Source organism: Blastococcus sp. SYSU D00820, assembly GCF_054050695.1.
The window spans coordinates 29502-51843 of the sequence record NZ_JBJGZW010000016.1; the positions used below are offsets into that span (position 1 = coordinate 29502).

23 protein-coding genes and 1 pseudogene are annotated in these 22342 nt (G+C 76.5%); 11 read left to right on the forward strand and 13 right to left on the reverse strand.

Features of this window, described 5'->3' with window-relative positions:
• Positions 1-65 precede the first annotated feature (65 nt).
• A complete protein-coding gene (locus ACI79R_RS16330) occupies positions 66-1067 on the forward strand; it encodes an endonuclease/exonuclease/phosphatase family protein (RefSeq protein ID WP_456574698.1) in 1002 nt (333 codons plus the stop codon).
• Here the strand turns inward: ACI79R_RS16330 and ACI79R_RS16335 are convergent.
• Positions 1051-2505 carry a pyridoxal phosphate-dependent decarboxylase family protein gene (locus ACI79R_RS16335; RefSeq protein ID WP_456574699.1) on the reverse strand — a complete coding sequence of 485 codons (1455 nt, stop codon included), beginning with the start codon at positions 2503-2505 and terminating at the stop codon, positions 1051-1053. The two genes, ACI79R_RS16330 and ACI79R_RS16335, sit on opposite strands and share 17 nt — an antisense overlap.
• A gap of 96 nt (positions 2506-2601) precedes the next feature.
• Between ACI79R_RS16335 and ACI79R_RS16340 the strand changes: the two genes are divergently transcribed.
• On the forward strand, positions 2602-3618 hold the full coding sequence (locus ACI79R_RS16340) for an EcsC family protein (RefSeq protein WP_456574700.1): 1017 nt from the start codon (positions 2602-2604) through the stop codon (positions 3616-3618).
• Positions 3619-3663: 45 nt separating this feature from the next.
• Entirely contained in the window at positions 3664-4122 is a 459-nt protein-coding gene (locus ACI79R_RS16345) for a hypothetical protein (protein ID WP_456574701.1), read from the forward strand.
• Between the two features lie 12 nt (positions 4123-4134).
• On the opposite strand, the gene ACI79R_RS16350 is transcribed toward ACI79R_RS16345, so the two are convergent.
• The 3 genes from ACI79R_RS16350 to ACI79R_RS16360 are packed head-to-tail and all read right to left on the reverse strand — an operon-like array spanning position 4135 to position 5984.
• The gene (locus ACI79R_RS16350) at positions 4135-4506 is read right to left on the reverse strand and encodes a hypothetical protein (RefSeq protein ID WP_456574779.1); all 372 of its coding nucleotides are present in this window, start codon (positions 4504-4506) and stop codon (positions 4135-4137) included.
• Between the two features lie 24 nt (positions 4507-4530).
• Complete coding sequence (locus ACI79R_RS16355; protein WP_456574702.1) at positions 4531-5274, reverse strand: hypothetical protein; 744 nt, start codon at positions 5272-5274, stop codon at positions 4531-4533.
• Positions 5271-5984 carry an ABC transporter ATP-binding protein gene (locus tag ACI79R_RS16360; RefSeq protein ID WP_456574703.1) on the reverse strand — a complete coding sequence of 238 codons (714 nt, stop codon included), beginning with the start codon at positions 5982-5984 and terminating at the stop codon, positions 5271-5273. Before ACI79R_RS16360 ends, ACI79R_RS16355 begins: the two co-directional genes overlap by 4 nt.
• A gap of 108 nt (positions 5985-6092) precedes the next feature.
• Between ACI79R_RS16360 and ACI79R_RS16365 the strand changes: the two genes are divergently transcribed.
• Positions 6093-7229 carry a histidine kinase gene (locus tag ACI79R_RS16365; RefSeq protein ID WP_456574704.1) on the forward strand — a complete coding sequence of 379 codons (1137 nt, stop codon included), beginning with the start codon at positions 6093-6095 and terminating at the stop codon, positions 7227-7229.
• Complete coding sequence (locus tag ACI79R_RS16370) at positions 7226-7873, forward strand: response regulator (RefSeq protein WP_456574705.1); 648 nt, start codon at positions 7226-7228, stop codon at positions 7871-7873. The genes ACI79R_RS16365 and ACI79R_RS16370 overlap by 4 nt, the downstream gene beginning before the upstream one ends.
• Here the strand turns inward: ACI79R_RS16370 and ACI79R_RS16375 are convergent.
• Complete coding sequence (locus ACI79R_RS16375; RefSeq protein WP_456574706.1) at positions 7843-8571, reverse strand: Clp protease N-terminal domain-containing protein; 729 nt, start codon at positions 8569-8571, stop codon at positions 7843-7845. The genes ACI79R_RS16370 and ACI79R_RS16375 overlap by 31 nt on opposite strands.
• 33 nt (positions 8572-8604) lie before the next feature.
• Positions 8605-9300 carry a TetR/AcrR family transcriptional regulator gene (locus tag ACI79R_RS16380; RefSeq protein WP_456574707.1) on the reverse strand — a complete coding sequence of 232 codons (696 nt, stop codon included), beginning with the start codon at positions 9298-9300 and terminating at the stop codon, positions 8605-8607.
• 96 nt (positions 9301-9396) lie between these two features.
• Here ACI79R_RS16380 and ACI79R_RS16385 point away from each other — a divergent pair, with 96 nt between their 5' ends.
• Positions 9397-10092, forward strand: a complete 696-nt coding sequence (locus ACI79R_RS16385; protein ID WP_456574708.1) for a DUF4386 domain-containing protein — start codon at positions 9397-9399, stop codon at positions 10090-10092.
• A 6-nt stretch (positions 10093-10098) separates the two neighbouring features.
• Here the strand turns inward: ACI79R_RS16385 and ACI79R_RS16390 are convergent, their stop codons facing one another.
• Positions 10099-11856 carry a DUF2207 domain-containing protein gene (locus ACI79R_RS16390; RefSeq protein ID WP_456574709.1) on the reverse strand — a complete coding sequence of 586 codons (1758 nt, stop codon included), beginning with the start codon at positions 11854-11856 and terminating at the stop codon, positions 10099-10101.
• 125 nt (positions 11857-11981) lie between these two features.
• Here ACI79R_RS16390 and ACI79R_RS16395 point away from each other — a divergent pair, with 125 nt between their 5' ends.
• A complete protein-coding gene (locus ACI79R_RS16395) occupies positions 11982-12839 on the forward strand; it encodes an NAD(P)H-binding protein (protein ID WP_456574710.1) in 858 nt (285 codons plus the stop codon).
• A gap of 1 nt (position 12840) precedes the next feature.
• Here ACI79R_RS16395 and ACI79R_RS16400 read toward each other — a convergent pair whose 3' ends face one another.
• Positions 12841-13992: an acyl-CoA dehydrogenase family protein gene (locus ACI79R_RS16400; RefSeq protein WP_456574711.1), complete on the reverse strand. Its 1152-nt coding sequence runs from the start codon at positions 13990-13992 to the stop codon at positions 12841-12843.
• Positions 13993-14062: 70 nt separating this feature from the next.
• Here ACI79R_RS16400 and ACI79R_RS16405 point away from each other — a divergent pair, with 70 nt between their 5' ends.
• Complete coding sequence (locus tag ACI79R_RS16405) at positions 14063-14737, forward strand: winged helix-turn-helix transcriptional regulator (protein ID WP_456574712.1); 675 nt, start codon at positions 14063-14065, stop codon at positions 14735-14737.
• Between the two features lie 80 nt (positions 14738-14817).
• On the forward strand, positions 14818-14994 hold the full coding sequence (locus ACI79R_RS16410; protein ID WP_456574713.1) for a hypothetical protein: 177 nt from the start codon (positions 14818-14820) through the stop codon (positions 14992-14994).
• Positions 14995-15145: 151 nt separating this feature from the next.
• On the opposite strand, the gene ACI79R_RS16415 is transcribed toward ACI79R_RS16410, so the two are convergent.
• The gene (locus ACI79R_RS16415; protein WP_456574714.1) at positions 15146-16195 is read right to left on the reverse strand and encodes a helix-turn-helix transcriptional regulator; all 1050 of its coding nucleotides are present in this window, start codon (positions 16193-16195) and stop codon (positions 15146-15148) included.
• A 104-nt stretch (positions 16196-16299) separates the two neighbouring features.
• Between ACI79R_RS16415 and ACI79R_RS16420 the strand changes: the two genes are divergently transcribed.
• Positions 16300-16596 (forward strand): hypothetical protein, encoded by a 297-nt coding sequence (locus ACI79R_RS16420; protein WP_456574715.1) that lies wholly within the window; start codon positions 16300-16302, stop codon positions 16594-16596.
• Here the strand turns inward: ACI79R_RS16420 and ACI79R_RS16425 are convergent.
• A pseudogene (locus tag ACI79R_RS16425) lies at positions 16583-17101 on the reverse strand (UGSC family (seleno)protein). The gene ACI79R_RS16420 and the pseudogene ACI79R_RS16425 overlap by 14 nt on opposite strands.
• The gene (locus ACI79R_RS16430) at positions 17101-18429 is read right to left on the reverse strand and encodes a thioredoxin family protein (RefSeq protein ID WP_456574716.1); all 1329 of its coding nucleotides are present in this window, start codon (positions 18427-18429) and stop codon (positions 17101-17103) included. The pseudogene ACI79R_RS16425 and the gene ACI79R_RS16430 overlap by 1 nt, the downstream one beginning before the upstream one ends.
• A 115-nt stretch (positions 18430-18544) precedes the next feature.
• On the opposite strand from ACI79R_RS16430, the gene ACI79R_RS16435 reads away from it, so the two are divergent.
• The gene (locus tag ACI79R_RS16435) at positions 18545-20083 is read left to right on the forward strand and encodes an adenylate/guanylate cyclase domain-containing protein (RefSeq protein WP_456574717.1); all 1539 of its coding nucleotides are present in this window, start codon (positions 18545-18547) and stop codon (positions 20081-20083) included.
• Here ACI79R_RS16435 and ACI79R_RS16440 read toward each other — a convergent pair.
• Positions 20062-21222, reverse strand: coding sequence for a serine hydrolase domain-containing protein (locus ACI79R_RS16440; protein WP_456574718.1), 1161 nt, complete (start codon positions 21220-21222; stop codon positions 20062-20064). The two genes, ACI79R_RS16435 and ACI79R_RS16440, sit on opposite strands and share 22 nt — an antisense overlap.
• A 40-nt stretch (positions 21223-21262) precedes the next feature.
• The gene (locus tag ACI79R_RS16445; protein WP_456574719.1) at positions 21263-22288 is read right to left on the reverse strand and encodes a potassium channel family protein; all 1026 of its coding nucleotides are present in this window, start codon (positions 22286-22288) and stop codon (positions 21263-21265) included.
• Positions 22289-22342: the final 54 nt, after the last annotated feature.

Consider the following 22342-nt stretch of genomic DNA (forward strand, 5'->3'; position numbering starts at 1 on the left):
TCGCAGCTCCCCCTGACGGGCGAGACGCCCTGGTCCTGTCGGTGGTCGCCCCTACCGTGCCGATCATGAGTCGCCGCGCGCCCCGCTGCCCGGACTGCCCGGGGTGGCCCCGTGCGGTCGCCCTCGTGTTCGGCCTGCCGGCCGGGGAGACGATCGAGGCGGCCGAGCGGGGCGAGGTGGTGCTCGGGGGCTGCCTGGTCGAGGAGGGGCCCATGCCGCGGTGGGCCTGCCCGCGGTGCGGCCGGTCGTTCGGCCCCGAGCCGGTCGCGGCCAAGGCCGTGGGCACGCTGCGCGTCGCGACGTGGAACGTCGAGCGCGCCCCCGACCCCTGGGGTGCGCGGGGGCAGGAGATCGCCCGCTGGCAGGAGCAGGTCGCCGCCGACGTCTGGCTGCTCACCGAGGTGCACCGCGACTGGATCTCACCGGCCGGGCAGGTGGCCTGCTCGCCGCCGCGCGGCGGCGCCGCCTCCGACGTCCGGCGCTGGGCCGCCGTCCAGACCGCCCTGCCGATGACCCAGCTGGACGACGGCGCGGGCGCGCGCCCCCAGGCGGAGGAGTCGCTGAGCCTGGCGCGGGTGCACCTCCCCGACGCGACGTCGCTGCTCGTCGCCTGCTCCGTCCTGCCCTGGGGCGGCTGCGCGCGGTACTGGCCCGGTCTGCCGGGCAACCGGCTGGACGACCAGCAGGCGTTCGTCCTCGAGCACCACGTGCGGCGGATCGCCGAGGCCTGGGACGGCGCCGAGCCGATCGTCTGGGGCGGCGACTTCAACCAGGAGCTGCGCCACCTCGACCCTGCCCGGAAGGCGCTGGGCTACCGCCTGGCCGGCACGCACGGCGGCATCGACCGGCTGCGCGCCGCCTTCGACCGGTTCGGCCTCCGCCCGCTCACCGAGGACGCCGAGCACCTGGAGCCGGAGGCGCCGGCGATCGACCACCTCGCGGTCAGCGCGCCGCTCGCACGGGGCGCCGCGGCGGTGCACCGGCCGCTGTCGGCCGAGGGATCGCTGCTCACCGACCACGCGGCCTACACCGCCGACGTCGCCGTCCCGGTCACCGTGCGCGGCTGAGCTGCTCGCCGAGCTCGGCGGCCACGTCGAGCACGACGCGCACCTGCTCCGGCGTCGTCCGGAAGTTCACGAAGCAGACCCGCAGGCAGGTGTGCCCGTCAACCTCCGCCGGCGCCAGGAACACCCGGCCGTCGCGCTGCATCGTGCGGGCCAGCCGCGCGTTGTGCCCGTCGAGCTCGCCGGCGGGCAGGCCGTCCGGAACGTGCCGGAAGCAGACCGTCGACAGCATCGGCTCGTGCAGCAGCTCGAAGCCCGGCGTGCCGCGCACCGCCTCGGTGAACAGCGCGGCGTTCTGCAGGGTGCCCTCGATCCAGGTGCGGAACTGGTCGGCGCCGTGCACCCGCATCGACAGCCACAGCCGCAGCGACCGGAACGGCCGGGAGTACTCGAAGGTCGAGTCGACGGGGTTGCCGGCGTCCTCGTCGTGGAGCATGTAGCGCTCCTCGTGCCCGAACGCCGCCCGCAGCGCGCCGGGCCGGCGCACCAGCACGACGCTGCAGCTCTTCTGCATGCCCAGCCACTTGTGCGCGTCGACGGTCACCGAGTCGGCCCGGTCCAGCCCGGCGAACCAGTGCCCGGCGGCGGTCGTCGCGGCGGCGGGCAGGCCGTAGGCGCCGTCCACGTGCAGCCACACCCCGGCCGGTGCGCACACGTCGGCGACCGCGTCGATCGGGTCGACCGCGCCGGTCAGCGTGGTGCCGGCGGTGGCGACCACCGCCACCGGCGTCACCCCGTCGGCACGGTCGCGCTCCAGGGCCTCGGCGAGCGCGTCGGGGCGCATCCGCCGCCGCGTGTCGGTGGGGATCCGCCGGACCGCCCGGCGGCCCAGCCCCGCCGCCTCCACCGCGCGGACGACGGAGTGGTGCGCCTCGTCCGAGCAGTAGACCGCGGCCCGCACGCCGGCCACGCCGTCCTCCCGCGACCCGGGCAGCGCCTGCTCGCGCGCGGCCAGCAGCGCGGTGAGGTTCGACGTCTGCCCGCCGCTGGTGAAGTGCCCCTCGGCCATCGGGAAGCCGACGAACTCGGCGACCCAGCGCACCGCCTGCTGGTCGAGCAGGTCGGCGGTGCCCGCGGCCGAGGCCAGGTTGGCGTCGTAGGCGGCCGACAGCGCCGAGGCCAGCACCCCGGTCTCCAGGCCGCTGGACCCGACGTAGGCCAGGAACAGCGGGCGGGCGGGGGAGACGCTGGCCTCCAGCACGTGCACGGCATCGTCCAGGGCCTCCCGCGGATCGCACGGGCCGGCCGGCAGGCCGGCACGCAGCCGCTCCAGCAGGTCCTCGTCGGGCTCCGGCTCCGACGGCCGCGGGGCGTCGAACGAGCGCCAGGCGGCGGCGAGGTACTCCGACAGGACGCGCAGGACGCCGTCCCGGTCGGCCAGCGCCGAGCCGGCGGTCTGCGCGAGGTCGGGGGGATCGAGGGGCTGCGGAGGCGTGCTCATCGCATGAGCGTGCTCCGTCGCAGCGCGCCCGGCTCGACCCCCGGCGCTGCGTGCCCCACAGTCGTCTCGATCGGATCGCACGACGGGGGACTGGGCATGGCGGACGACTTCGAGTACGAGCGCGCGGCGTGGGAGGCGGTGCAGGAGCACAAGCGACGGCAGGCCGAGCGGAGTCCGCGCCGGCTCCTGCCACCCGGGCCTCGCCGTGCCGTCGACGAGCTCAGCGAGCGGCTGCGCGCGTTCCTCGAGTCCGCTCCCGGCGCGGAGGTGTTCCACAGTGCGTTCTCGCGAGCGCTGGACGGCGGCAACCGCCTCATCGGGAAGGCCGCCGTCCGCACCGTGCGCCGCCGGCGCATCGTCGCCCGCTACTCCCGCCACGGCGCCGCCGTCGTCGACCTCGCCGACATCAGGGAGCTGCCCCTGCGGTCGATCGACGAGGTGCGCCCCGCGCTCGACGTCCGGTATGCCTTGGGCACCTTCCTCACCGGTGCGGCATCAGGGGCCGTCGCGGGCGGCGGGGCGCTGGCCTCCACTGCGGGCGCCGCCCCCGGGCTGGGTGTCGTGGCGACGGCCATGGCCACGGACGCGGCACTCACGTTGGGGGCGGTGAACCGGGGAGTGGCCCAGGTGGCGGCCTACTACGGCTACGACGCCACGAGGCCGGAGGAGCGCCTCTTCGCCCTGGGCGTGATGAACGCAGCCCTCGCCGGCACCGGCAAGAGCGCCGCCTACGCGGAGCTCAGCCAGCTCGCGCAGAAGCTGGTGCGAGACGCCACGTGGGAGAAGCTGAACGAGCACCTGCTCACCCGTGTCGTCCGCAAGGTCTACGACCGCTTCGGATACCGGTTGGTGAAGCGCAAGCTGGCGCAGGTCGTGCCGGTCGTCGGCATGCTGATCGGCGGTGGGCTGAACGCGCAGCTGCTCGACTCGGCCATCGAGGAGATCGACGTGCTCTACCGCGAGCGGTTGCTGCAGGACCGCTACGGACCGGAGGGTCCGGCCGGCCTGGGGGCCGCCCTATTCCGCAAGGACGCCGATGGCGACGAGGACGAGGTGCCCTTGGTCGACATCATCGACGCCGAGATCGTGGAGGAGGCCGGAGCGGGGGACTGACCGCGGGGCGACGGCGTCGTCGGTGGGCACCCTTACCGTGCGGCCATGCCATCGACCCCGGACGACGTCATGACCCGCATCGGCGCGGCGATCACCCTCGGCCAGAGCGGGGAGCGGGCCGCGGCGCGCACCGCGCTGGAGAGCATCTGGACCGAGCTGGGGGACGACGGCGACGCGCTGGCCCGGTGCATGCTCGCCCACCACCTGGCCGATCTGCAGGACGACCCCCGCGACGAGCTGGCCTGGGACCAGCGGGCCCTGGCGGCCGCCGACAGCGTGACCGACGAGCAGGCCGCCGCGGCCGGCGCCACCGGCCCGGTCGCCGCCTTCTACCCCTCGCTGCACCTCAACCTCGGCGAGGACCACCGCAGGCTCGGCGACCTCGCCGCCGCCCGGCACCACCTCGAGCTCGGCCGGCAGGCGGTCGCGGCGCTGCCGGACGACGGCTACGGCGCCATGATCACCGGCGGGCTGGAGGCGCTGGCCCGGTGGCTGGGGGAGTAGCCGGCCGGGGCCTCACCGCAGCGCCAGCACCAGGCAGGCGAGGGCGAGCACCACGGCGACGGGGGTCATGACCAGCCGTTCCGGCCGGCTGCGCGAGGCGGCGTTCATGGCGACGCCGAGTGCGAAGTAGCCGGTCAGCACCCAGAGCGCCGTCCCCACCCAGCCGGCCGGCCAGACGCGCACCGTCCCGGCGGCCTGCAGCAGCACCGAGGCGAACAGCGCGTACAGCACGATCGACACGACGCTGCCGGCACGCAGCCCCGGCGGCAGGACGACGTGCTGGCCGCCCCACGCGAACCGGCCCAGCGGCGCGCCCGCGACGAGCGCGGCCTGGAAGACGGCCAGGGCGGCGAGGACGGCGGTGCCCGCGACGGCGGCGGCCATGATCACGGTCGCACCGTAGTGGTCTCAGGCGTCGCGGCGGTGCAGCGCCCACCACGCCGCCAGCACCGCCGCCGCGGCCCACCCGGCCATCACCAGCAGCCCGGTGACCGGGCCGAAGGCGTCGACCGGGCGCTCGTGCAGCCGGACCGCGACCGCACCCGCCCGGTCGGGCAGGAACACCGCGGCGCGCTGCAGCCCGGGCACCAGTTCCAGCAGCGGCGACACGAGGAAGAAGAACGGCACCAGCGCGGTGAGCGCGCCCGCGGCGTCGCGGGCGAGCATCCCGATGCCCATGCACACCACTGCCAGCAGCGCCGGGAACAGCGCCGCCGCGGCGATCGAGCGCAGCACCCCCGGCGTCCCCGGGCCCACCGCGTCCGGCCCGAGCACCGCCTGGGTCGCGGCGAACGTGACGACGGCGGTGACGGTCGCGACGGCCAGGACCAGCCCCGCGCCCACGGCGACCTTGGCGGCGAGGAACACCCCGCGCCGGGGGACCGCGGTCAGCGACGTCCCGATGGTCCGCGCGCCGTACTCCCCGGCGGTCAGCAGGACGGCGACGACGAGCACCGCCACGTGCCCGAAGTTCAATCCGTAGAAGGCGATCACCGCGGCGTCGTAGTCGGGCCGGGCCGCCTCGGCCGCGCCGACCGTGGCCGCCACCGCGACGCTGATCCCGGCGGTGACGACGGCGAACGCCAGCAGCGACAGCCGGATCGACCACAGCGTCGTCGCCTTGATCCACTCGGCGCGCAGCGCGGCGGTCACGCCGCCGCCCCGGTCAGCGCGAGGAACGCGTCCTCCAGCGACTGCGGCGCATGCGCGTCGAGGAAGGTCCGCAGCCCGACGTCGGCCAGCAGCCGGCCGGCGCCGATGACCAGCAGGTGGTCGGCGGTGCGCTCCACCTCGGCCAGGAGGTGGGTGGACACCAGCACGGTGCGCCCCTCGGCCGCCAGCCTCCGCAGCAGGGTGCGGAGCTCCCGGATGCCCTCGGCGTCCAGCCCGTTGGTCGGCTCGTCGAGCAGCAGCACCGGCGGATCGCCGAGCAGCGCGGCGGCCAGGCCCAGCCGCTGCCGCATGCCCAGGGAGAAGCCGCGGACCCGGCGGCCGGCGGCCGCCGCCAGGTCCACCTGCTCGAGCACCTCGTCGACCCGGCGGGCCGGGATCCGGTTGCTCGCGGCCAGCCAGCGCAGACTGTCCCGGGCGGTGCGGCCGGGGTGGGCGGCGGTGCTGTCCAGCAGCGACCCCACCGTGCACAGCGGCCGGTCCAGCTCCCCGTAGGCGCGGCCGCCGATGCGGGCGGCGCCGGTGGTGGGGGCGTCCAGGCCGAGCACCATCCGCAGCGTCGTCGACTTCCCCGAGCCGTTGCGGCCCAGCAGGGCGGTGACCATCCCCGGCCGGACGTCGAACGTCAGGTCCGCCACCGCGGTCACCGCGCCGTAGCGCTTGCCCAGCCCCCGCACCTCGATCGTCGTCATGCCGGCCACGCTGCCGCGCCGGCGCGCGCCCGACCTCCCTCCGGCGGTCCGGATCGCTCCCTCTCCAGCGGGAGGTGGCGCCGGGGTCCGGCGCGGGAGGATCGGCCGGTGACCGTGTGGCAGCCGCTCGTCCGGAGGGCGACCTGGGCCCGCGCCCTGCACCTGCTCCTCGGCCTGGCGCTGGCCGTCCTCTGCGCGATGGTGTGGCCGGGCCTGGAGGGCACGAGCGCTCGCACGGTCCTCGGGCTCTACCTCGCGCCGCTCCCGGTGCTCGCCGTCCTCGCCTGCGTGCCGGCCGTGCGCCGCAGCGAGGGCCTGCAGGCGCGCGCCCTCCTCCTGCCCGGGGACGACGACGTCACCGTGGAACCGTCGCGCACGTGGGCCGACCGCGGCCGGCTGCTGGGCTGGCTCGTCGTGCGGGTCGCCCTCGGCGTCCTGGCCGGGGAGCTGGCCGCGCTCGCGGTGGCCGCCGCGGCGCGGGCGAGCGGGTGGGCGGTCCTCCCCGCGGCGGTCGCCGCCGGGCTGGCGTGGGCGTACGCGATCGCCGGCCTCGGGGCACTGGCCGCCGCGGCGGCCCGCCGGCTGCTGCACCCGTCACCGGCCGAGCGGCTGGCCGCCCAGCAGGTTCGCACCGAGCGGCTGCTCGAGCGCACCCGCCTGGCCGCCGAGCTGCACGACTCGATCGGTCACGCGCTCACCGTGACGCTGCTGCAGGCCGCCGCCGCCCGGGAGGTCGCCGGCCACGATCCCGCCTTCGTCGACCGGGCGCTGGCCGCCATCGAGGACAGCGCCCGCCAGGCCGCCGGCGACCTGGAGCGCGTGCTGCGTCTGCTCCGGGAGAACGCGCCGGCACCCGAGGCGCCGACGCTGGCCGACGTCGACCGGCTGGTCCGCTCGGCCGAGGCGGCCGGCGCCCGCGTCGACTGCGCCGTCACCGGACCGGTCGGCGCCGTGCCGGCGGTCGTCTCCCGGGAGGCCTACCGGATCGTGCAGGAGGCGCTCACCAACGCCCTCCGGCACGCCGGCCCGGTGCCGGTCGAGCTGCGCGTCGCCGTGGCACCGGGCGGCGTCGACCTGGTCGTGGCCAACCCCGTCCCCGTGGCCGTGCCGGCCGGGAGCGGAACCGGCAGCGGGGTGCGGGGCCTGGCCGCCCGGGCCGCCGCCCTCGGCGGCACCGCGGAGGCCGGCCCGGTCGACGGCGGCTGGCGGGTCGCGGTGCGGCTGCCGACGGTGGGGCGGCCGTGACCGTCCGGGTGCTGCTCGTCGACGACGAGGAACTGGTCCGCGGCGGGCTGCGCGCAATCCTGGCGGCGACCGACGACATCGAGGTCGTGGGGGAGGCGGCCGACGGCGCCGTCGTCGTCCCGCTGGTGACCTCGCTGCGCCCGGACGTGGTCCTCATGGACCTGCGGATGCCGCTGGTCGACGGCATCGCCGCCACCCGGGACCTGCGGCGGCGGGTGCCCGAGCCGCCCCGCGTGCTCGTGGTGACCACCTTCGGCGACGACGAGAACGTCTACGCCGCGCTGCAGGCCGGCGCGGCCGGGTTCCTGCCGAAGCGGGCCCGGCCCGCCGAGATCGTCGACGCCGTCCGCGTCGTGGCCGGGGGCGACAGCCTGCTGTTCCCGGCGGCGATCCGCTCGCTCGCCGCCCGGCACGGACCGGCCGCCCGGCCCGGCCGGGAGCTGCCCGACCTGACGCCCCGCGAGCGGGAGATCCTGCGGCTGATGGCCCGCGGGCTGTCCAACGGCGAGATCGCCGGCGAGCTGTTCCTGGGCCTGCAGACGGTGAAGACCCACGTGAGCAGCCTGCTGCGCAAGCTGCGGGCGCGGGACCGCACCCAGGCGGTGATCGCGGCCTACGAGTCGGGGTTGGTGCCGCTGGTCTGACCGGTCAGGTGCGCCTCGACCGCGTCGGCGCGCACCCCGAGGCCGGCCAGCACCCCGGTGCCGTCCTCCACCGCGAGGACGGCGAGCAGCAGGTGCCCGCTGTCGACGGCGTCGGCGCCCAGCCGGGTGGCCTCCGCGAAGGTGCGCTCCAGGGCGTCCCGGGCGTGCGCGTCGAACGGGATCATCGCCGGCAGCTCGTCGACCCGCGGCGGCAGCGTGGCCGTGGCGGTCCGCCGGACGTCGTCCGGCGCGATGCCCGCGGCGGCGACCGCGCGCGCGGCCGGGCTCGCCAGATCGGCGACCAGCGCGAGCACCAGGTGGCTGACGCCGATGGCGGCGTTGCCCGCGGCGCGGGCCTGCTCCTGGGCGGCGACCACCGCGGCGCGGGCGTCGTCGGTGAACCGGCTGAAGCCCTGGCTGGGGTCCAGCGGTGCGGCCGCACCGGGCCCGCGGGCGACGAACCGCTTCTGCGCCGCCTGCTTGGTCACCCCCATGCTGCGGCCGATCTCCGACCAGGAGGCCCCGGCCCGGCGGGCCTGGTCGACGAAGTGGCCGATCAGCGCGTCGGCGACCTCGCCGAGGTGCTCGGCCAGCACCACGGCCGAGGACAGCCGCTCCAGCGGCTCGGGAGAGGCGCCGGCCACCGCGCCGATCAGGTCGTCGAGCCGGACGGTGGGCGGGGGAGAGGTGTCGGTCATGCCGTCAACGCTAGGTTGACGGCGCTCAGGTCGTCAATTCCGAGTTGACGACCAGCCCGCACGGTGCAGGCGCTCGGCGCCGTCGAGCAGCAGGTCGAGCGCGAAGCCGAACTCGAACTCCTCGTCGCAGCCGCCCTGGGTGCCGGAGGGATCGGTGGCCGCCGCGATCTCCAGGATGTGCGGGAAGCGCCGGCCGAACTCCTCGGCCATGGCCGCCCGCTCCTCCGCCGTCGGCGACGCCGCCGGCTCGCCCGGCGGCGCGTTGAACAGCTCGGGGCTGAAGCCCCAGATGCGGTTGCCGAGCGCGTGCATGACGTGGTGCACGAGGTCGGGGGAGAGGCCGCCGGCGCGGAAGCCGCCGGTGACGGCGTCCATGTGGCCGAGCACGACGAGCGAGCGCCGGGTCCGTGACTCGATCGCCTGCCGCGCCCACGGGTGGGCCAGCACCGCCCGCCGCGCGGCCAGCACGCGCTCGCGGACGGTGCTCTTCCAGTCCAGTCCGGGCGCCGGTGGGGCGATCCCGCCGATCACCACGTCGACCATGCCGTCGAGGAGCTCCTCCTTGTCGGCGACGTGCTTGTACAGCGCCATCGGGACGACGCCCAGCTCCTGGGCCAGCCGCCGCATGCTCACCGCGGCCAGCCCCGCCTGGTCGGCGAGCGCGACCGCGGCGGCGAGCACGCGGTCGCGGTTCAACGGCTCCCGCCGGGTCGCAACGTCCCGCGTCATCGGCGTCCTCCTCGGCGTGCTTGACAGGTGGACACCGTACACCTAACGTTCCCGGCTGTAGGTGTACGCCGTACACCTCGTTCGCAGGAGGACACCATGCACCGCAGGACCGCCGCCGTCGCCGGCGCGCTCTACTTCCTCACCCACGTCACCGCGGTGACCGCCGTGTTCCTCTACGGGCCGGTGCTCACCGACCCGGAGTACGTGCTCGGCCCCGGCCGGGACGGCACGGTGCTGGCCGGTGCGCTGCTCGAGGTGCTGCTCGCCCTCGGCGTCGTCGGCACGGCGGTGACGCTGTACCCGGTGGTCCGGGCGCACGGAGCGGGGCTGGCGATGGGCTACGTCGGCCTGCGCACGCTGGAGGCCGGCGTCATCCTCGTCGGCGTCTGCAGCGTGCTCGCCGTCGTCACCCTGCGGCAGTCGGGCACCGCGGACGCGACCACGGCCGCCGTCGCCGAGGGGCTGGTCGCCCTGCACGACTGGACGTTCCTCGTCGGGCCCGGCCTGGTCTGCGGCACCAACACCGTGGTGCTGGCCGCGCTGGTGGTCCGGTCGGGGCTGGTGCCGCGCTGGATCGGCCGGCTCGGGCTGGTCGGCGGGCCGGTGGTGTTCGCGTCGAACCTCGCGCTGGCGTCCGGCGTCTACGACACCTCGTCGCCGCTGGCCGGGCTGGCCGCCGTCCCGGTCTTCTCGTGGGAGATCGCGCTCGCCACGTACCTCGTGGTCAAGGGCTTCCGGCCGGTCGCCGCGCCGCCCGCGCCGCGGCCGGCCGCCGAGCTCGTGCCGGCCTGAGCCGGCTCACCAGGAGCCGCCGCCCCCGCCCCCGGCGCCGCCGCCCACGCTGCTGCTCCCGCCACTGCTCGAGGACGACGACGGGCTGGTGCTCGCCGTCGTGCAGCTGGACACGAACACCGGCGCGAACACGGCGTGGTGGGCGGGGTGGTGGTAGCGGCCCCCGCCGCTCGCGGTACGGCTGAACGGCACGGTGGCCCACCGGTCGGCCTGACCGAGCGCGACCGCCCAGGCGGTGTAGCGCTCGACCTGGCCGGAGGCCAGCGCCTCGTCCAGCAGCGCCTCCCGGGGCGCGGTCGCCAGGAACTGCCGCAGCGACTCCACCTGCAGCCACGCGGCCGACCCCTCCGGCGTCAGCACCTTCAGCTCCCAGCCGCTGATCGCGCCGGCCCAGCCGAGGCCGCAGAGCACCCCGGCGACCGTGGCCAGCGCGAGGCAGGTGGCGGGGGAGTCGGCGGCGAACGACGCCCCGTACAGCGCGAGCACGATCCCGGCGAGCCCGGCGACCACGCCCCAGGAGCGGATCCGCCGGGCGCGCCGGTCGGCGGCGGCGTCCCACAGGCCGCTGCGGCGCTGCCATCCGCGCAGCTCCGTGCCGATCGACCGCCAGGCCCCGGCGAAGTCCTTGTCGTAGCTGCCGAGGACGAGCACGCCGCGGCCGCGGAAGGCCGCGTCGAGGATCCGGCGGGCCGGGTCCTCGCCCGGTGCCCGCCGGGTCACCACGATGCGCTTCGACGACCCGCCGTCGGGCGACTCGAGCTCCAGCACCCCGGCGGCGGCCTGCTCCAGCAGCCAGGCCGCCTGGTGCTGCGAGTGGACCGCGCCGGCCAGCAGCACGCCGCCCTGCGCCGCCGACAGCCCGGCGGGCAGCGTGGCCGACGGCGTCGCGTACGTCCCCAGCTCGGCGAGGTCGACGCGCGCCTCCTCGCCCGGCGCGGCAACGACGGGGATGCCCGAGGCGGGCACCCGCTCCCTGCCGGCCCGCCGGAGCACCCGGGCCGTGGCCAGGGCGAGCAGCAGGGTGAGCCCGCCGGCCAGCGCCGCGGGGGCGATGGGGTCGACGCCCGAGCGGTCCGGCGCCGACCGGGGCGGATCCGGGACGGCGGGCGCGGCGGCCAGCGCGGCACCCGCGGTGGCCGTGACGGTGACCCCCTCGCCGGCGGCCAGCTCCTCGACCCGCGCCACCAGGTGCCCGGGCGCCGCCTCGCCGATGGTGCAGGCGTCGGTCGACCCGGTCGTGCCGACCGCGCAGTCGCCGTCGCCCAGCGCGGCCGGGGCGACGACGTGCACCTCGACCCGGTCGATCGGCACCTGCCAGCCGGTGCCCACCGCGTCCCAGGCCAGCGCGCCGCCCGGTGCGACCCCGTCGAGGGTGTACTCGATGACGTACCGGTGCCGGCCGTCGACGGTCTGCGACGCGTCGCCGATCCGGATCCGCGGCGCTCCGGCCGCCGTGCTCACGAACACGTCGTCCGGTGCGTCGGGGGAGGTGACCGTGACCGGCTCGTCGGTGCGCAGGCCCGGCACGTCGCGGTAGATGCCGTGCCGGTCGTCGGAGCCGAAGTCGTAGTCGACGACCTCGACCACCCGGGCGCTGCCGTCGTCCTGCACGGTCGCGGCCACCCAGAGCCGGGCGACCCGCTCCTCGGCGGCCGTCGCCGCCGCCACGAACGTGCCGATCCCGACGGCCAGCGCCACCACCGCGAGGAGGACCAGGTCGACCGTCCGCCGGACCGTGCCGGCCGGGCGCTGCGCGGTTGCCATGGCGCCACCTTCTACCGGACGCGGCGGTGCCCGTGGGGCCCGCCGCACCCGGCGCGGAATGTCCGGCCCAGCAGCCGGGTTGGTGCCCGCCGTCCGTGCCGTTCCCGTCCCGAGGAGTGCCGCCCATGACCACGTACGCCGTCACCGGGGCCACCGGCCAGCTGGGTTCCCGCGTCGTCGAGGAGCTGCTGGCCCGCGGCGTCCCGGCCGGGGACGTGGTCGCCGTCGTCCGGACGCCGCAGAAGGCCGCCGCCCTCGCCGAGCGCGGCGTGCAGGTGCGCGAGGGCGACTACGGCCGGCCGGAGACGCTGCCGGCCGCGCTGGCGGGCGTGGACCGGCTGCTGCTGGTCTCCGGCACGGAGGTGGGCCACCGGGTCGAGCAGCACGCCGCCGTCGCCTCGGCCGCGGTGGACGCCGGGGTGCAGCGGATCGCCTACACCAGCGTGCTGAAGGCCGACACCTCCACCAACCCCGTGGCCGTGGAGCACCGCGGCACCGAGGAGGCGCTGGCGGCCACCGGCCTGCCGGTCACGCTGCTGCGCAACGGCTGGTACACCGAGAACTACACCGGCCGGCTCGACCAGTACCTCGCCACCGGCGAGATCATCGGCAACGCCGGCACCGGCCGGGTGTCCGGCGCCCTGCGCGCCGACTACGCCGTCGCCGCCGCGGCCGCGCTGCTGGCCGACGACGGCGGGTCGGTCACCTACGAGCTCGGCGGCCCGGCGTTCTCGCTGGCCGACCTCGCCGCGGTGGTCACCGAGGTGACCGGGACGCCGGTGACCTACCGCGACCTGGCGCCGGCCGAGCTGTCCGCGGCGCTGCAGGCCGCCGGGGTCGACAGCGGACCGGCCGCCTTCGTCGCGGCCATCGACGCCTCGATCGCCCGCGGCGACCTGGAGACCGACAGCACCGACCTCGAGCGGCTGCTCGGCCGTCCGGCGACCCCGCTGGCCGAGGCGGTGCGCGCCGCCCGCGGCTGAGTCAGCCGCGGGCCTCCCGCAGGGCCGCCTCGCCGACCGTCTGCAGCGTGACCTCCGGGGTCAGCGGGTGGAACGGGCCGCCGCGCACGTCGCGGTAGGCGCGCTCCAGCGGCGACCGCCGGGCGAACGCCGGCCCGCCCACCACCTGCAGGGCGAGGTCGGTGACCGCGACCGCCTCCAGCACCGCGGCGCGCTTGGCGGTCATGAGGGTGGCCAGCACGGCGTGGTCGGGCCCCGGCGCCGGGCCGGCCTCGTCGACCGCGCCCAGCACCGCCCAGCGGGCCACCCGCAGCCGGGCGCGCATCTCGCCGAGCTGGCGGACCGCGGCCGGTGCGACCTCGGCCCGGGCGGCGGTGAGCCGCAGCGCCTCGTCGTAGGCGCCCTGCGCGACGCCGAGGTACACCCCGGACACCACGGGCGCGAAGTAGGTGGCGGCCAGCAGCAGCGGCCCGGCGAGCTGCCCGTACGGGCGGCGGCCGGCCACCTTCGCCGCCGGCACGAAGACGTCGGCGAGGACGACGTCGTGGCTGGCGGTGCCGCGCATGCCCAGGGTGTCCCAGGTCTCGTCGACCGTGACGCCCGGGCTGCTCATCGGGACGCCGGCGTGCAGCACCTCGGCGCCCGGCCCGGGCTCGCCGAGCACCGCCGAGGTGGACAGCACCGTGGCCACCGGCGCCTGCGACACGAAGCCCTTGCGGCCGGTGAACAGGAAGCCGCCGTCCACCGGCGTGGCGGTCGTGGTGGGGCACACCCAGTCCGAGCCGCCGCTGGTGGCCAGCACGATGCCCTCGTCGGCGACGCGGGTGAGCACCGCCTCGGCGTCGGCCGCGCCGGCGTCGCGGCGGAACCGCTGCAGCAGCGTGAGGTACAGGTGCATGGCCGAGGCCAGCGCCGCGGAGCCGGACCAGCGGGCCAGCTCGTACTGCGCGCAGACCACCTGGCGGATCGTGGCGCCGGAGCCGCCGAGCTCGCGGGGCACGGCCATGGCGAGGTAGCCGCTGTCGGCCATGGCGCGGTAGGCCTCGACCACGAAGGTGGCGTCGCGGTCGTGCGCGGCGTCGTGCTCGCGGGCGGTGCGGCCGATCTCGGCGGCGAGGGCGCAGAAGCGGTCGTCGGCGGTGGACGGAGGGGCGGGGGAGAGGGTCGTCGTCATGCCGTCGACGGTCGCGACCGTGGACCTCGGGCACTAGTCCTCGTTCTGAACCGCTGCGAGCATCCCCGGCATGCCGACCTACGGCCAGTACTGCCCGATCACGCGGTCGCTGGAGCTGCTGGGCGACCGGTGGACGCTGCTCGTCGTCCGTGACCTGCTGGTGGGCGCCGAGCGGTTCAACGAGCTGGCCCGGGGGCTGCCGCGGCTGTCCCGCGGGCTGCTGGCCAAGCGGCTGGACCACCTGGTGCGGGCCGGCCTGGTGGAACACGTCGACGGCCGCTACCTGCCCACCCAGGCCGCGCTGGACCTGCGGCCGGTGGTGTTCGGGCTGGCCGAGTGGGGTGCCCGGTGGGCGTTCGGCGAGCCGCGCGCCGACGAGCTCGACGCCACGGTGCTCATGTGGTGGCTGCGCGGCGGCATCGACCCGGCCGCGTTCGGCGACCGCGAGCGGGTGGTGGTGCACGTGCGGTTCCGGGAGGGCCGGCGCCGGCACTTCTGGCTGGTCCTGCAGCAGGACGACGTCTCGCTGTGCTTCACCGACCCGGGTTTCGACGTCGACGTCACCGTCGACGCCGACCTCGGCACGCTCTACCAGGTCTGGGAGGGCGCGATGGAGTACGGCGCGGCGATCCGTGACCGGCGGCTGGTCGTGACCGGGGAGACGCCGCTGGTGCGCGCCCTGCCGGTGTCCTTCCGGTTCAGCCCGGTGGCGCCCTACGTGCGCTCGGCGGCCGCCGCCCGCTGAACCGGCGTCCACCTCACCCCCGGGGGTGAGCCGCGCCTCCCCGGATCGAGCGCGGCGCCCTTCCTGCCGATCTCCCCGGCATGAACGAGACGGCGTGCCGGGCCATCGCCCAGGCGGGGATGTCGGCCGCGACGGCCTCCGGGGACTCCGAGCGCGCGTGGCCGCTGCTCCTGGTGGCGGGGTGGCACACCACCGCCGCCGACCTGGTGCTCGAGGCCGGGCGCATGGCGGACTGGTCCGCCGAGCTCATCGGCTGAGGTCCGGGGGGACCACCCACCTCCCGGCGTCCTCGTGCTCTGCCCACAGGTGGGGGCAGAGCACGAGGACGCCGGGGTACACCCTCGGCCCGCGGAGACCGCGGCAGGGATCGCCGACCGGCGTCGGCCCCGCGATCGGAACGCGCCGGTGTCAGGTGCCGAGGGCGCGTGCCAGCAGCGTCCGGCGGCTGCGGGTGCCCGTCTTGTCGAACACCGACTTGAGGTGGTCCTGCACGGTGTGCGCGGACAGGCACATCCGTGCGGCCACGTCGCGGGTGTCGGCGCCGGTGGCCAGGTGGGCGAGCAGCTCGGCCTCCCGGGCGCTGAGCCCCGTGCAGCGGGCGAACAGCGACAGCCGCTCGGAGGCGCTCGACTCGTCGATGGTGACGGCGATGTCGCGCTCCTCGCGTGGCGCGTCGCCCTCGAGCCTGGCCGCCCGCAGGGTCAGCCAGCGGTTCCCGGCCAGGTGGACCCGCGCCCACGGCGGCGAGGTGTCGACTCCCGCCTCGACCGCCAGCAACTGCGCGGCGACGTTGTAGGCGCCGGCCGGAACCGGCGGCCCCTCGTCGTCGCGGGGCACCAGCAGCCGGAGCGCGTCCTGCGTGCCGGGCGTCAGCCGCACCGCCCGCAGGTCCGGCGCCAGCAGCAGGACCAGGGGACCGGCCAGGTGGTCGGAGGGCGAGGCCGCCTCGAAGGTGTGCGCCTGGCCGCGCCGGAGGGCCACGGTGACGGTCGGGGCGATGGTCCGCAGGAACTGCGCGTGCTGCCGGTCGAAGGGGTGCCCGCCGGTACGCCACAGCTCCAGGAACGCCCAGCAGCCGAAGCCGTCGCGGAACACCACCGAGGCGACGTCCGCGACGTCGTACCGGCACAGCAGCTCGCTCCACAGCGGGCTCCGTCCGAGGTCGCCGTCGGTGGCCTCGGTGAGCAGCGCGACCGGCTGGTCGACCAGGGTGGTCCAGCGGTTCAGCCGGGTCAGGTACCGCAGCCGGATCAGGCGCGGCAGCTCGGGCAGGCACGGCACGTCGGCCAGCGGCGCGCAGCCCACCCGCGTCTCCGGGTCGGTGAGCACCCAGGCGTAGGCGTCGAACCCGACCGCGCGGCGGAACTCGGCCAGCAGCCGCAGGCGCACCGTGCGTGCGTCGGCACCCGCCGCGCAGATCCGTTCGACTCGCTCCCGCGCCGCCGTGGACCCGGCCACGGCGTCAGGCTACGGACGCCGCGGCACCGCCGGGCGCCCCGTCGCCCCGAGACCCCAGACTTCTGGGATGGGCCCGCCGCCGCCTCGCTCCTAGCGTCGCGGCCATGATCACCCTGCACATCGAGCACCCGATCAGCGACCTCCCCACCTGGAAGGCCGCCTTCGACAGGTTCGCCGAGCGCCGCCGACAGGGCGGCGTCTGCGGCGAGCGGGTGAACCACCCGGTCGACGACGACCGCTACGTCGTCGTCGATCTCGACTTCCCGACCCGGGATCAGGCGCAGCGGTTCCTCACCTTCCTCGAGACGACGGTGTGGGCCTCCCGAGACAGCTCACCCGCGCTGGCCGGGACGCCCCGGACGCGCCTGCTCGAGCCGATCCCCGAGGTCAGCCGGCGGTGACCGCGGCCAGCACCGCGGCGTACGCGTCGCGGGCCAGCTGCCGCAGCTCCTCGTCGGTCCGGTCCTGGATCGGATGCGGCACGAGCACGTGCGGCACCGCCAGGCCCAGCGCCCGCGACTGGGTGGTCGCGGCGTCGGCGAACTCGCTCGAGGCGAGGAACACCCCCACCACGCCACGACCCTCCAGATCGGCGATGTCGTGCACACTGCACGACGTGCACGAGCCCTAGTCGGCCAGTGCCTCGATGACCACCTCGCACCGCGTGGCGATCTCGTGCCGCAGGTCCACCGGAGCCGGCCGGGCGAAGGTCGGCTTGCGGTAGCGCAGGGTGCGCACGCCGTCGGCCGCCAGCAGCCGCTCCAGCTCGTCGACGACCACGTCGCCGCGGGTCTTGGAGATGTCGAGCAGCCCCACGGTGAGTCCGTCGAGCGACGCGGGGCGCGCGGTCAGCGTCCGCTGCGCGGGCTGCCGCTCGGAGGTGGGGTCGAGCAGGACGCGGGCCATCAGGGCTCCTCGATCGGCACGGTGACGGGGACGCTGCCGGTGGGCCCGGCCACCCAGCTGCTGATGACCGCCGACATCATCCCGGCCGGGCCGCCGGCGTAGGTGAGCAGCGGTTCGCGCGGCCGCGGGGCCAGTGCCGCCAGCTCGGCCACCAGCCGCGCCCGGTCCCAGCCGGCCTCGCGGAACACCCGGCCGTGCTCGGGGCTGACCACCACCAGCGCGTCCACCCCCGGCGGCAGCTGGGCCAGCGTCCGCGCCAGGGTGGCGGCCAGCGGCTCCGGCGTCCGGCTGCTCTGGTCCAGCACGGGGGTGAAGCCCGCGGCGGCGAAGACGGTCACCGCCGACCCGGGCACTCCCCGGGAGGCGGCCAGCGGGGCGAAGGGGGAGAGGCCGTCCTCGGCCTCGGCGATGCAGAACGTGTACTTGGCCGGGCTGCCCAGCGTCGCGCGGTCCACGCCGCCGGGCCGGCCGCCGCCGACGTTGCGCACCACCAGCTGCAGCGCCCGGCCGATCGTCGCGTTGGCCCGGTTGCCCTGGCCCAGCGCGTTGATGCCGGAGTTCATCCGCAGCCGGCGGGTCACCGGCCCGTTGACGACCAGCATCGGGCCGGCGAAGTACGTCGTCGCCAGGACGCCGTGCAGGGCGAACGCGTCGGTGCACGCCGCCTCGACCGCGGCCAGCACCACCGGCAGGTACTCCGGCCGGCAGCCGGCGAGGACGGCGTTGACGGCCACCTTCTCCACCGTGCACTCGACCAGGTCCGGCGGGACGACGGCGACCACCTCGCCGGGCGCGCGCGAGGTGCCGGCGAGCATCCGCAGCACCCGCTCCTCGGTCGGCGGCACCGTGGGCAGCCCGTCGGTCCAGCCGCGGTCGTACATCGCCTCGACCTCGTCCTCGAGGTCGGCGAGCTCCACCCGCCGGCTGGTCAGCACGCGCCCGCCGAACCGGCGGGCCAGCTGCTCCTCGACACCCCACTCGACGCTGCGCGAGCCGCAGCCCGGCCGGTGCTCGGGCAGGTCCGCGCCGAGGTCGTCGACGCCGGTGAACGCCGCCCACGCGTCGCGCAGCCAGCCGGCCAGCCGGCCGGTCTCCCGGCCGCCCTCGATCCGCAGCAGGGTGGGCACCGTCTCGATGCCCAGGCGCCAGCTGGCCTCCAGCTCGCGGTCGTCGACCACGGCGATCCCGGCGGGGAACCCGGGGTCGTCCTGGCTGTACACGGTCAGCGGGCCGCTCGCGGCCAGCCGCCGGAGCACCGGCTCGACCAGCACGCAGGTGGGGCAGTCGCGCTTGACCACCGCCACCAGCCCGTCGGGCACCGCGAACACGGGCCCACCCTGGCACGGTGCGGGCGGTGCCGGCACCGTCGTCCCGGGGGCAGGGACGTCCTCCCGTCGGGGGAGCGGGACGGCGTCGGCGACCCGGCTCGGCGATCATGAGCGCGTGACCTCCCGTGCCCGCCGGACGGCGGACGTCGTGCAGCGCGCCGACGCCGTCCTCGCGTGGGCGCCGACCGGGCGGATCGCCGTTCCGCTGATCGTGCTGCTGGTGGTCGTCGCCAACCTGGTCGGCGTCGCGACGGTCACCATGCTGCTGGTCGGTGTCGACGACGGCGCCGGCGACGACGGCCGCACCCCCGTGCTGCTCACCGCGCTGGCCTACCTGGCCGTCGGGCTGCCGATCGGCATCGGCGTGGGGCTGGGCCGCCAGCGCACCACCCAGGCGTGGCTGCAGGCCGGGCGCGAGCCCACCCGCGAGGAGGCCGCGCGCACCCTGCGGCTGCCGGTGGACACCGCGGTCACCGCCGGGCTGGTCTGGCTGGTGGGCGCGGTGCTGGTCGGCGTCGTCGCCGCGGCGTCGTTCCCCGACGCGCGGGTCGGCATCCGGATCGCGGTCGCGGTGCTGCTCGGCGGCATCGCCACCGCCGGCGTCACCTACCTGCTGGTCGCCCGAGCCGCCCGCGGGGTGACCGCCCGCGCGCTGGCCGCCCATCCGCCGACCGGCCGGCTGACCCTCGGCGTGCGCCCGCGCCTGTTGCTCACCTGGGGGCTGACCAGCGGCGTGCCGATGGTCGGCGTCGTCCTGCTGTTCCTCGACCCCAGCAATCCGGGCGGGCCCGGGCCGGTGCCCGTCGTCTTCCTCACCGTGGTCGCCGTGCTGGTCGGCGGCCTGGCCACGCTGCTCACCGCCCGCGCCGTCGGCCAGCCGCTGCGCGACCTGCGCCAGGCCGTGCAGCGGGTCGGCGAGGGCGACTACGACGCGCGCGTGGTCGTCGACGACGGCGGCGAGATCGGCCTGCTCCAGGAGGGGCTGAACACCATGGCCGCGGGGCTGGCCGAGCGGGAGCGGCTGCGCGACCTGTTCGGCCGGCACGTCGGGACGACCGTCGCCCAGCGCGCGCTGTCCGACGGCGTCTCGCTGGGCGGGGAGCTGCGCACCGTCGCCGCGCTGTTCGTCGACATCGCCGGCTCCACCTCGCTGGTCCGCCGCACCGGTCCGGAGGACATGGTCGGCCTGCTCAACCGGTTCTTCGCCGTCGTCGTCGACGCGATCGAGGCCGAGGGCGGCCTGGTCAACAAGTTCGAGGGCGACGCCGCGCTGTGCGTCTTCGGTGCGCCGGCCGAGCACGCCGACCCCTCCGGCGCCGCGCTCCGGGCGGCGCGGCGGATCGGCGCCGAGGTGCGCCGTGCCGGCGAGGTCGACGTCGGCATCGGGGTGGCCTGCGGGCGGGTCTGGGCCGGCCAGGTGGGCGCGGCCAGCCGGCTGGAGTACACGGTCATCGGCGATCCGGTGAACGAGGCGGCCCGGCTCACCGAGCTGGCCAAGGAGCACCCCGGCCGGATCGTCACCAGCGAGCCGACCGTGCGCAGCGCCGGCGGCGGCGAGGCGTCGCGCTGGGCGCCCGGCGCGGAGGTGGAGCTGCGCGGGCGCGGCGAGACGACCCGCACCTACGTGCTGCGTCAGCCGCCCACCGAGGCGTAGGCCGCGCGCAGGAAGTCGCCCACCACCGGGGGCGGCTCCGGCGAGCTCCACAGCTCGTTGGTCAGCAGCACGGCGGTCATGTCCAGGCCCGGGTCGTTCCGCCAGACGGTGCCCATGCCGCCGTCCCAGCCGTAGGCGCCGGCCCGCAGCGGCGGGTCGTCGCGCCGCTGCACGCCCAGGCCGAAGCCCCAGCCGGTGGCGCCGGTGGGGTCGACCGCCGCCGACGGCGGCAGCTGGTCGGTGGTCATCGCCGCCACCGCGGCCTGCGACAGCAGCCCGTCGCCGCCGCGGCGCAGCATCCGGCCGAAGGCCAGCAGGTCGTCGACGGTCGACACCAGCCCGGCGCCACCGCCGGGGAACGCCGGCCGGGCCGCCCACTGGCCGTCGGCCGGGTCGTAGACCTGCCGCTGCCCGGTGCCGTTATCGGTCCAGCAGCTCGGGCCGAAGCGGGGCCGGTCGGCGGCGGGCACCCAGAAGCCGGTGTCCCGCATGCCCAGCGGGCGCAGCACCCGCGCGTCGAGCACCTCGTCGAACGGCCCGCCGCCCGCGCGGCCGACGAGCACGCCGAGCACGTCGAGGGAGAGGTGGTACAGCCAGCGCCGGCCCGGCTGGTGCTCCAGCGGCACCTGGCCGAGCAGCCGCAGGTACTCCCCGGGCGGCGGCATCGCGGCCGGCGCGGGCGGGCCCATCGGCAGGCCCAGCTCGGCCAACCGCGCCATCGCCGGCTGCGGCGCGCCGGTCATGTCCGCGCCCAGCCCCATGGTGGAGGTGAGCAGGTCGCGCGGGGTGAGCGGGCGCTCGGCGGGCACGGTGTCGTCGAGCGGGCCGTCCGGCGCGGCGAGCACCCGGCGGCCGGCCAGCTCGGGCAGCAGCTCGTCGACCGGGTCGTCGAGCCCGAGCCGGCCCTCCTCGGCCAGCACCAGCGCGGCGACGGCGGTGACCGGCTTGGTCATCGAGGAGATGCGGAACAGCGAGTCGCGGCGCACCGGCGTCCCGGTGGCGGGGTCCAGCAGCCCGGCGCAGCCGACGGCGACGTCGTCCCCGCGGGCCACCGCCCACACCAGGCCGGGCACCGCCCCCGACTCGACGTGCGGCTCGACTGCTGCCGCGATCAGCCCGCGGTCCGGTGCCCGTCCCATGGTGGTCGGACCCGCGGGCGGCCGCGAACTCATCGGCGGGTCAGTGCGCGCGCACGACCACCAGCTCGTCCTCGGCCTGCAGCGTGCCGATCAGCGGGTCGTCGAAGCGCAGCGTGCGCCCGCCGCGGGTCACCGACAGCACGATGTCGCGCAGCTGACGCGGCCCCAGCCCCACCTCGCCGGAGCTCACCGTGCGCTGGTGGAGGTCCAGGCCCTGCCCGCCGGTGACGAGGTCCTCGACCACGTTGACCACCCGCGGGTGGTCGGTCGACAGGCCCAGCAGCCGGCCGGAGGTCGCCGAGGTGGTGATGACCGTGTCGGCCCCGGACTGGCGCAGCAGGTTGGCGTTCTCCTCCTCGCGCACGCTGGTGGTGATCGGCACGGTCGCGTTGAGCTGGCGCACGGTGAGCGTGATGAGCACCGCGGCGTCGTCCCGGTTGGCCGCGACGATCACCGCCCGCGCGCGCTCGACGGCGGCGCGCTTGAGCACCTCGCGGCGGCCGGCGTCGCCGACCACGCCGGTCAGCCCGGTCGTCGTCGCCTCGTCGACCAGCCGGGCGTCGGTGTCGACGACGACGATCTGCTCGGGCGGCGTGCCGTTGGCGCGCAGCGCGCGGATGGCGCTGCGGCCCTTGGTGCCGTAGCCGCAGACGATGACGTGCTGGCGCACGTGGGACCTCCACCGGCGGATGCGGAACTCCTCCCGCGAGCGCGCGGTCAGCGCCTCGAGGGTGGTTCCGATGAGGACGATCAGGAACATGATGCGCAGCGGGGTGATGAACAGGATGTTCACCAGCCGCGCGCCGTCGGTCAGCGGCGTGATGTCGCCGTAGCCGGTGGTCGAGAGGGTGACCGTCGAGTAGTAGACGGCGTCGAGCAGGGAGATGCCGATCTCGTCGCCGTCCCGGTAGGCGTCCCGGTCCAGCCAGACGATGAGCACGGTGAGGCCGAGGAAGAAGGCGGCCAGGGCCACCCGCCGCCGCACCTGGCGGGCCGGTGACTCCTCGATGTGCGCCAGCATCACCCCGGTGTGGGGGTCGTCGGCGTCTCCGCGGTGCTGCTTCACGTCGCGGACGATAGTGAGCGCACCGGCCCGCGGCGTGGCGCCGCACCCTTCCGG

What these genes read in the sequence shown, in the direction of transcription:
- ACI79R_RS16330 (WP_456574698.1), top strand. Translation starts at nt 66, where the DNA reads ATGAGTCGCCGCGCGCCCCGCTGCCCGGACTGCCCGGGGTGGCCCCGT.
- ACI79R_RS16335 (WP_456574699.1), bottom strand. Translation starts at nt 2,505, where the DNA reads ATGAGCACGCCTCCGCAGCCCCTCGATCCCCCCGACCTCGCGCAGACC.
- ACI79R_RS16340 (WP_456574700.1), top strand. Translation starts at nt 2,602, where the DNA reads ATGGCGGACGACTTCGAGTACGAGCGCGCGGCGTGGGAGGCGGTGCAG.
- ACI79R_RS16345 (WP_456574701.1), top strand. Translation starts at nt 3,664, where the DNA reads ATGCCATCGACCCCGGACGACGTCATGACCCGCATCGGCGCGGCGATC.
- ACI79R_RS16350 (WP_456574779.1), bottom strand. Translation starts at nt 4,506, where the DNA reads ATGGCCGCCGCCGTCGCGGGCACCGCCGTCCTCGCCGCCCTGGCCGTC.
- ACI79R_RS16360 (WP_456574703.1), bottom strand. Translation starts at nt 5,984, where the DNA reads ATGACGACGATCGAGGTGCGGGGGCTGGGCAAGCGCTACGGCGCGGTG.
- ACI79R_RS16375 (WP_456574706.1), bottom strand. Translation starts at nt 8,571, where the DNA reads ATGACCGACACCTCTCCCCCGCCCACCGTCCGGCTCGACGACCTGATC.
- ACI79R_RS16380 (WP_456574707.1), bottom strand. Translation starts at nt 9,300, where the DNA reads ATGACGCGGGACGTTGCGACCCGGCGGGAGCCGTTGAACCGCGACCGC.
- ACI79R_RS16385 (WP_456574708.1), top strand. Translation starts at nt 9,397, where the DNA reads ATGCACCGCAGGACCGCCGCCGTCGCCGGCGCGCTCTACTTCCTCACC.
- ACI79R_RS16390 (WP_456574709.1), bottom strand. Translation starts at nt 11,856, where the DNA reads ATGGCAACCGCGCAGCGCCCGGCCGGCACGGTCCGGCGGACGGTCGAC.
- ACI79R_RS16395 (WP_456574710.1), top strand. Translation starts at nt 11,982, where the DNA reads ATGACCACGTACGCCGTCACCGGGGCCACCGGCCAGCTGGGTTCCCGC.
- ACI79R_RS16400 (WP_456574711.1), bottom strand. Translation starts at nt 13,992, where the DNA reads ATGACGACGACCCTCTCCCCCGCCCCTCCGTCCACCGCCGACGACCGC.
- ACI79R_RS16405 (WP_456574712.1), top strand. Translation starts at nt 14,063, where the DNA reads ATGCCGACCTACGGCCAGTACTGCCCGATCACGCGGTCGCTGGAGCTG.
- ACI79R_RS16410 (WP_456574713.1), top strand. Translation starts at nt 14,818, where the DNA reads ATGAACGAGACGGCGTGCCGGGCCATCGCCCAGGCGGGGATGTCGGCC.
- ACI79R_RS16420 (WP_456574715.1), top strand. Translation starts at nt 16,300, where the DNA reads ATGATCACCCTGCACATCGAGCACCCGATCAGCGACCTCCCCACCTGG.
- ACI79R_RS16440 (WP_456574718.1), bottom strand. Translation starts at nt 21,222, where the DNA reads ATGGGACGGGCACCGGACCGCGGGCTGATCGCGGCAGCAGTCGAGCCG.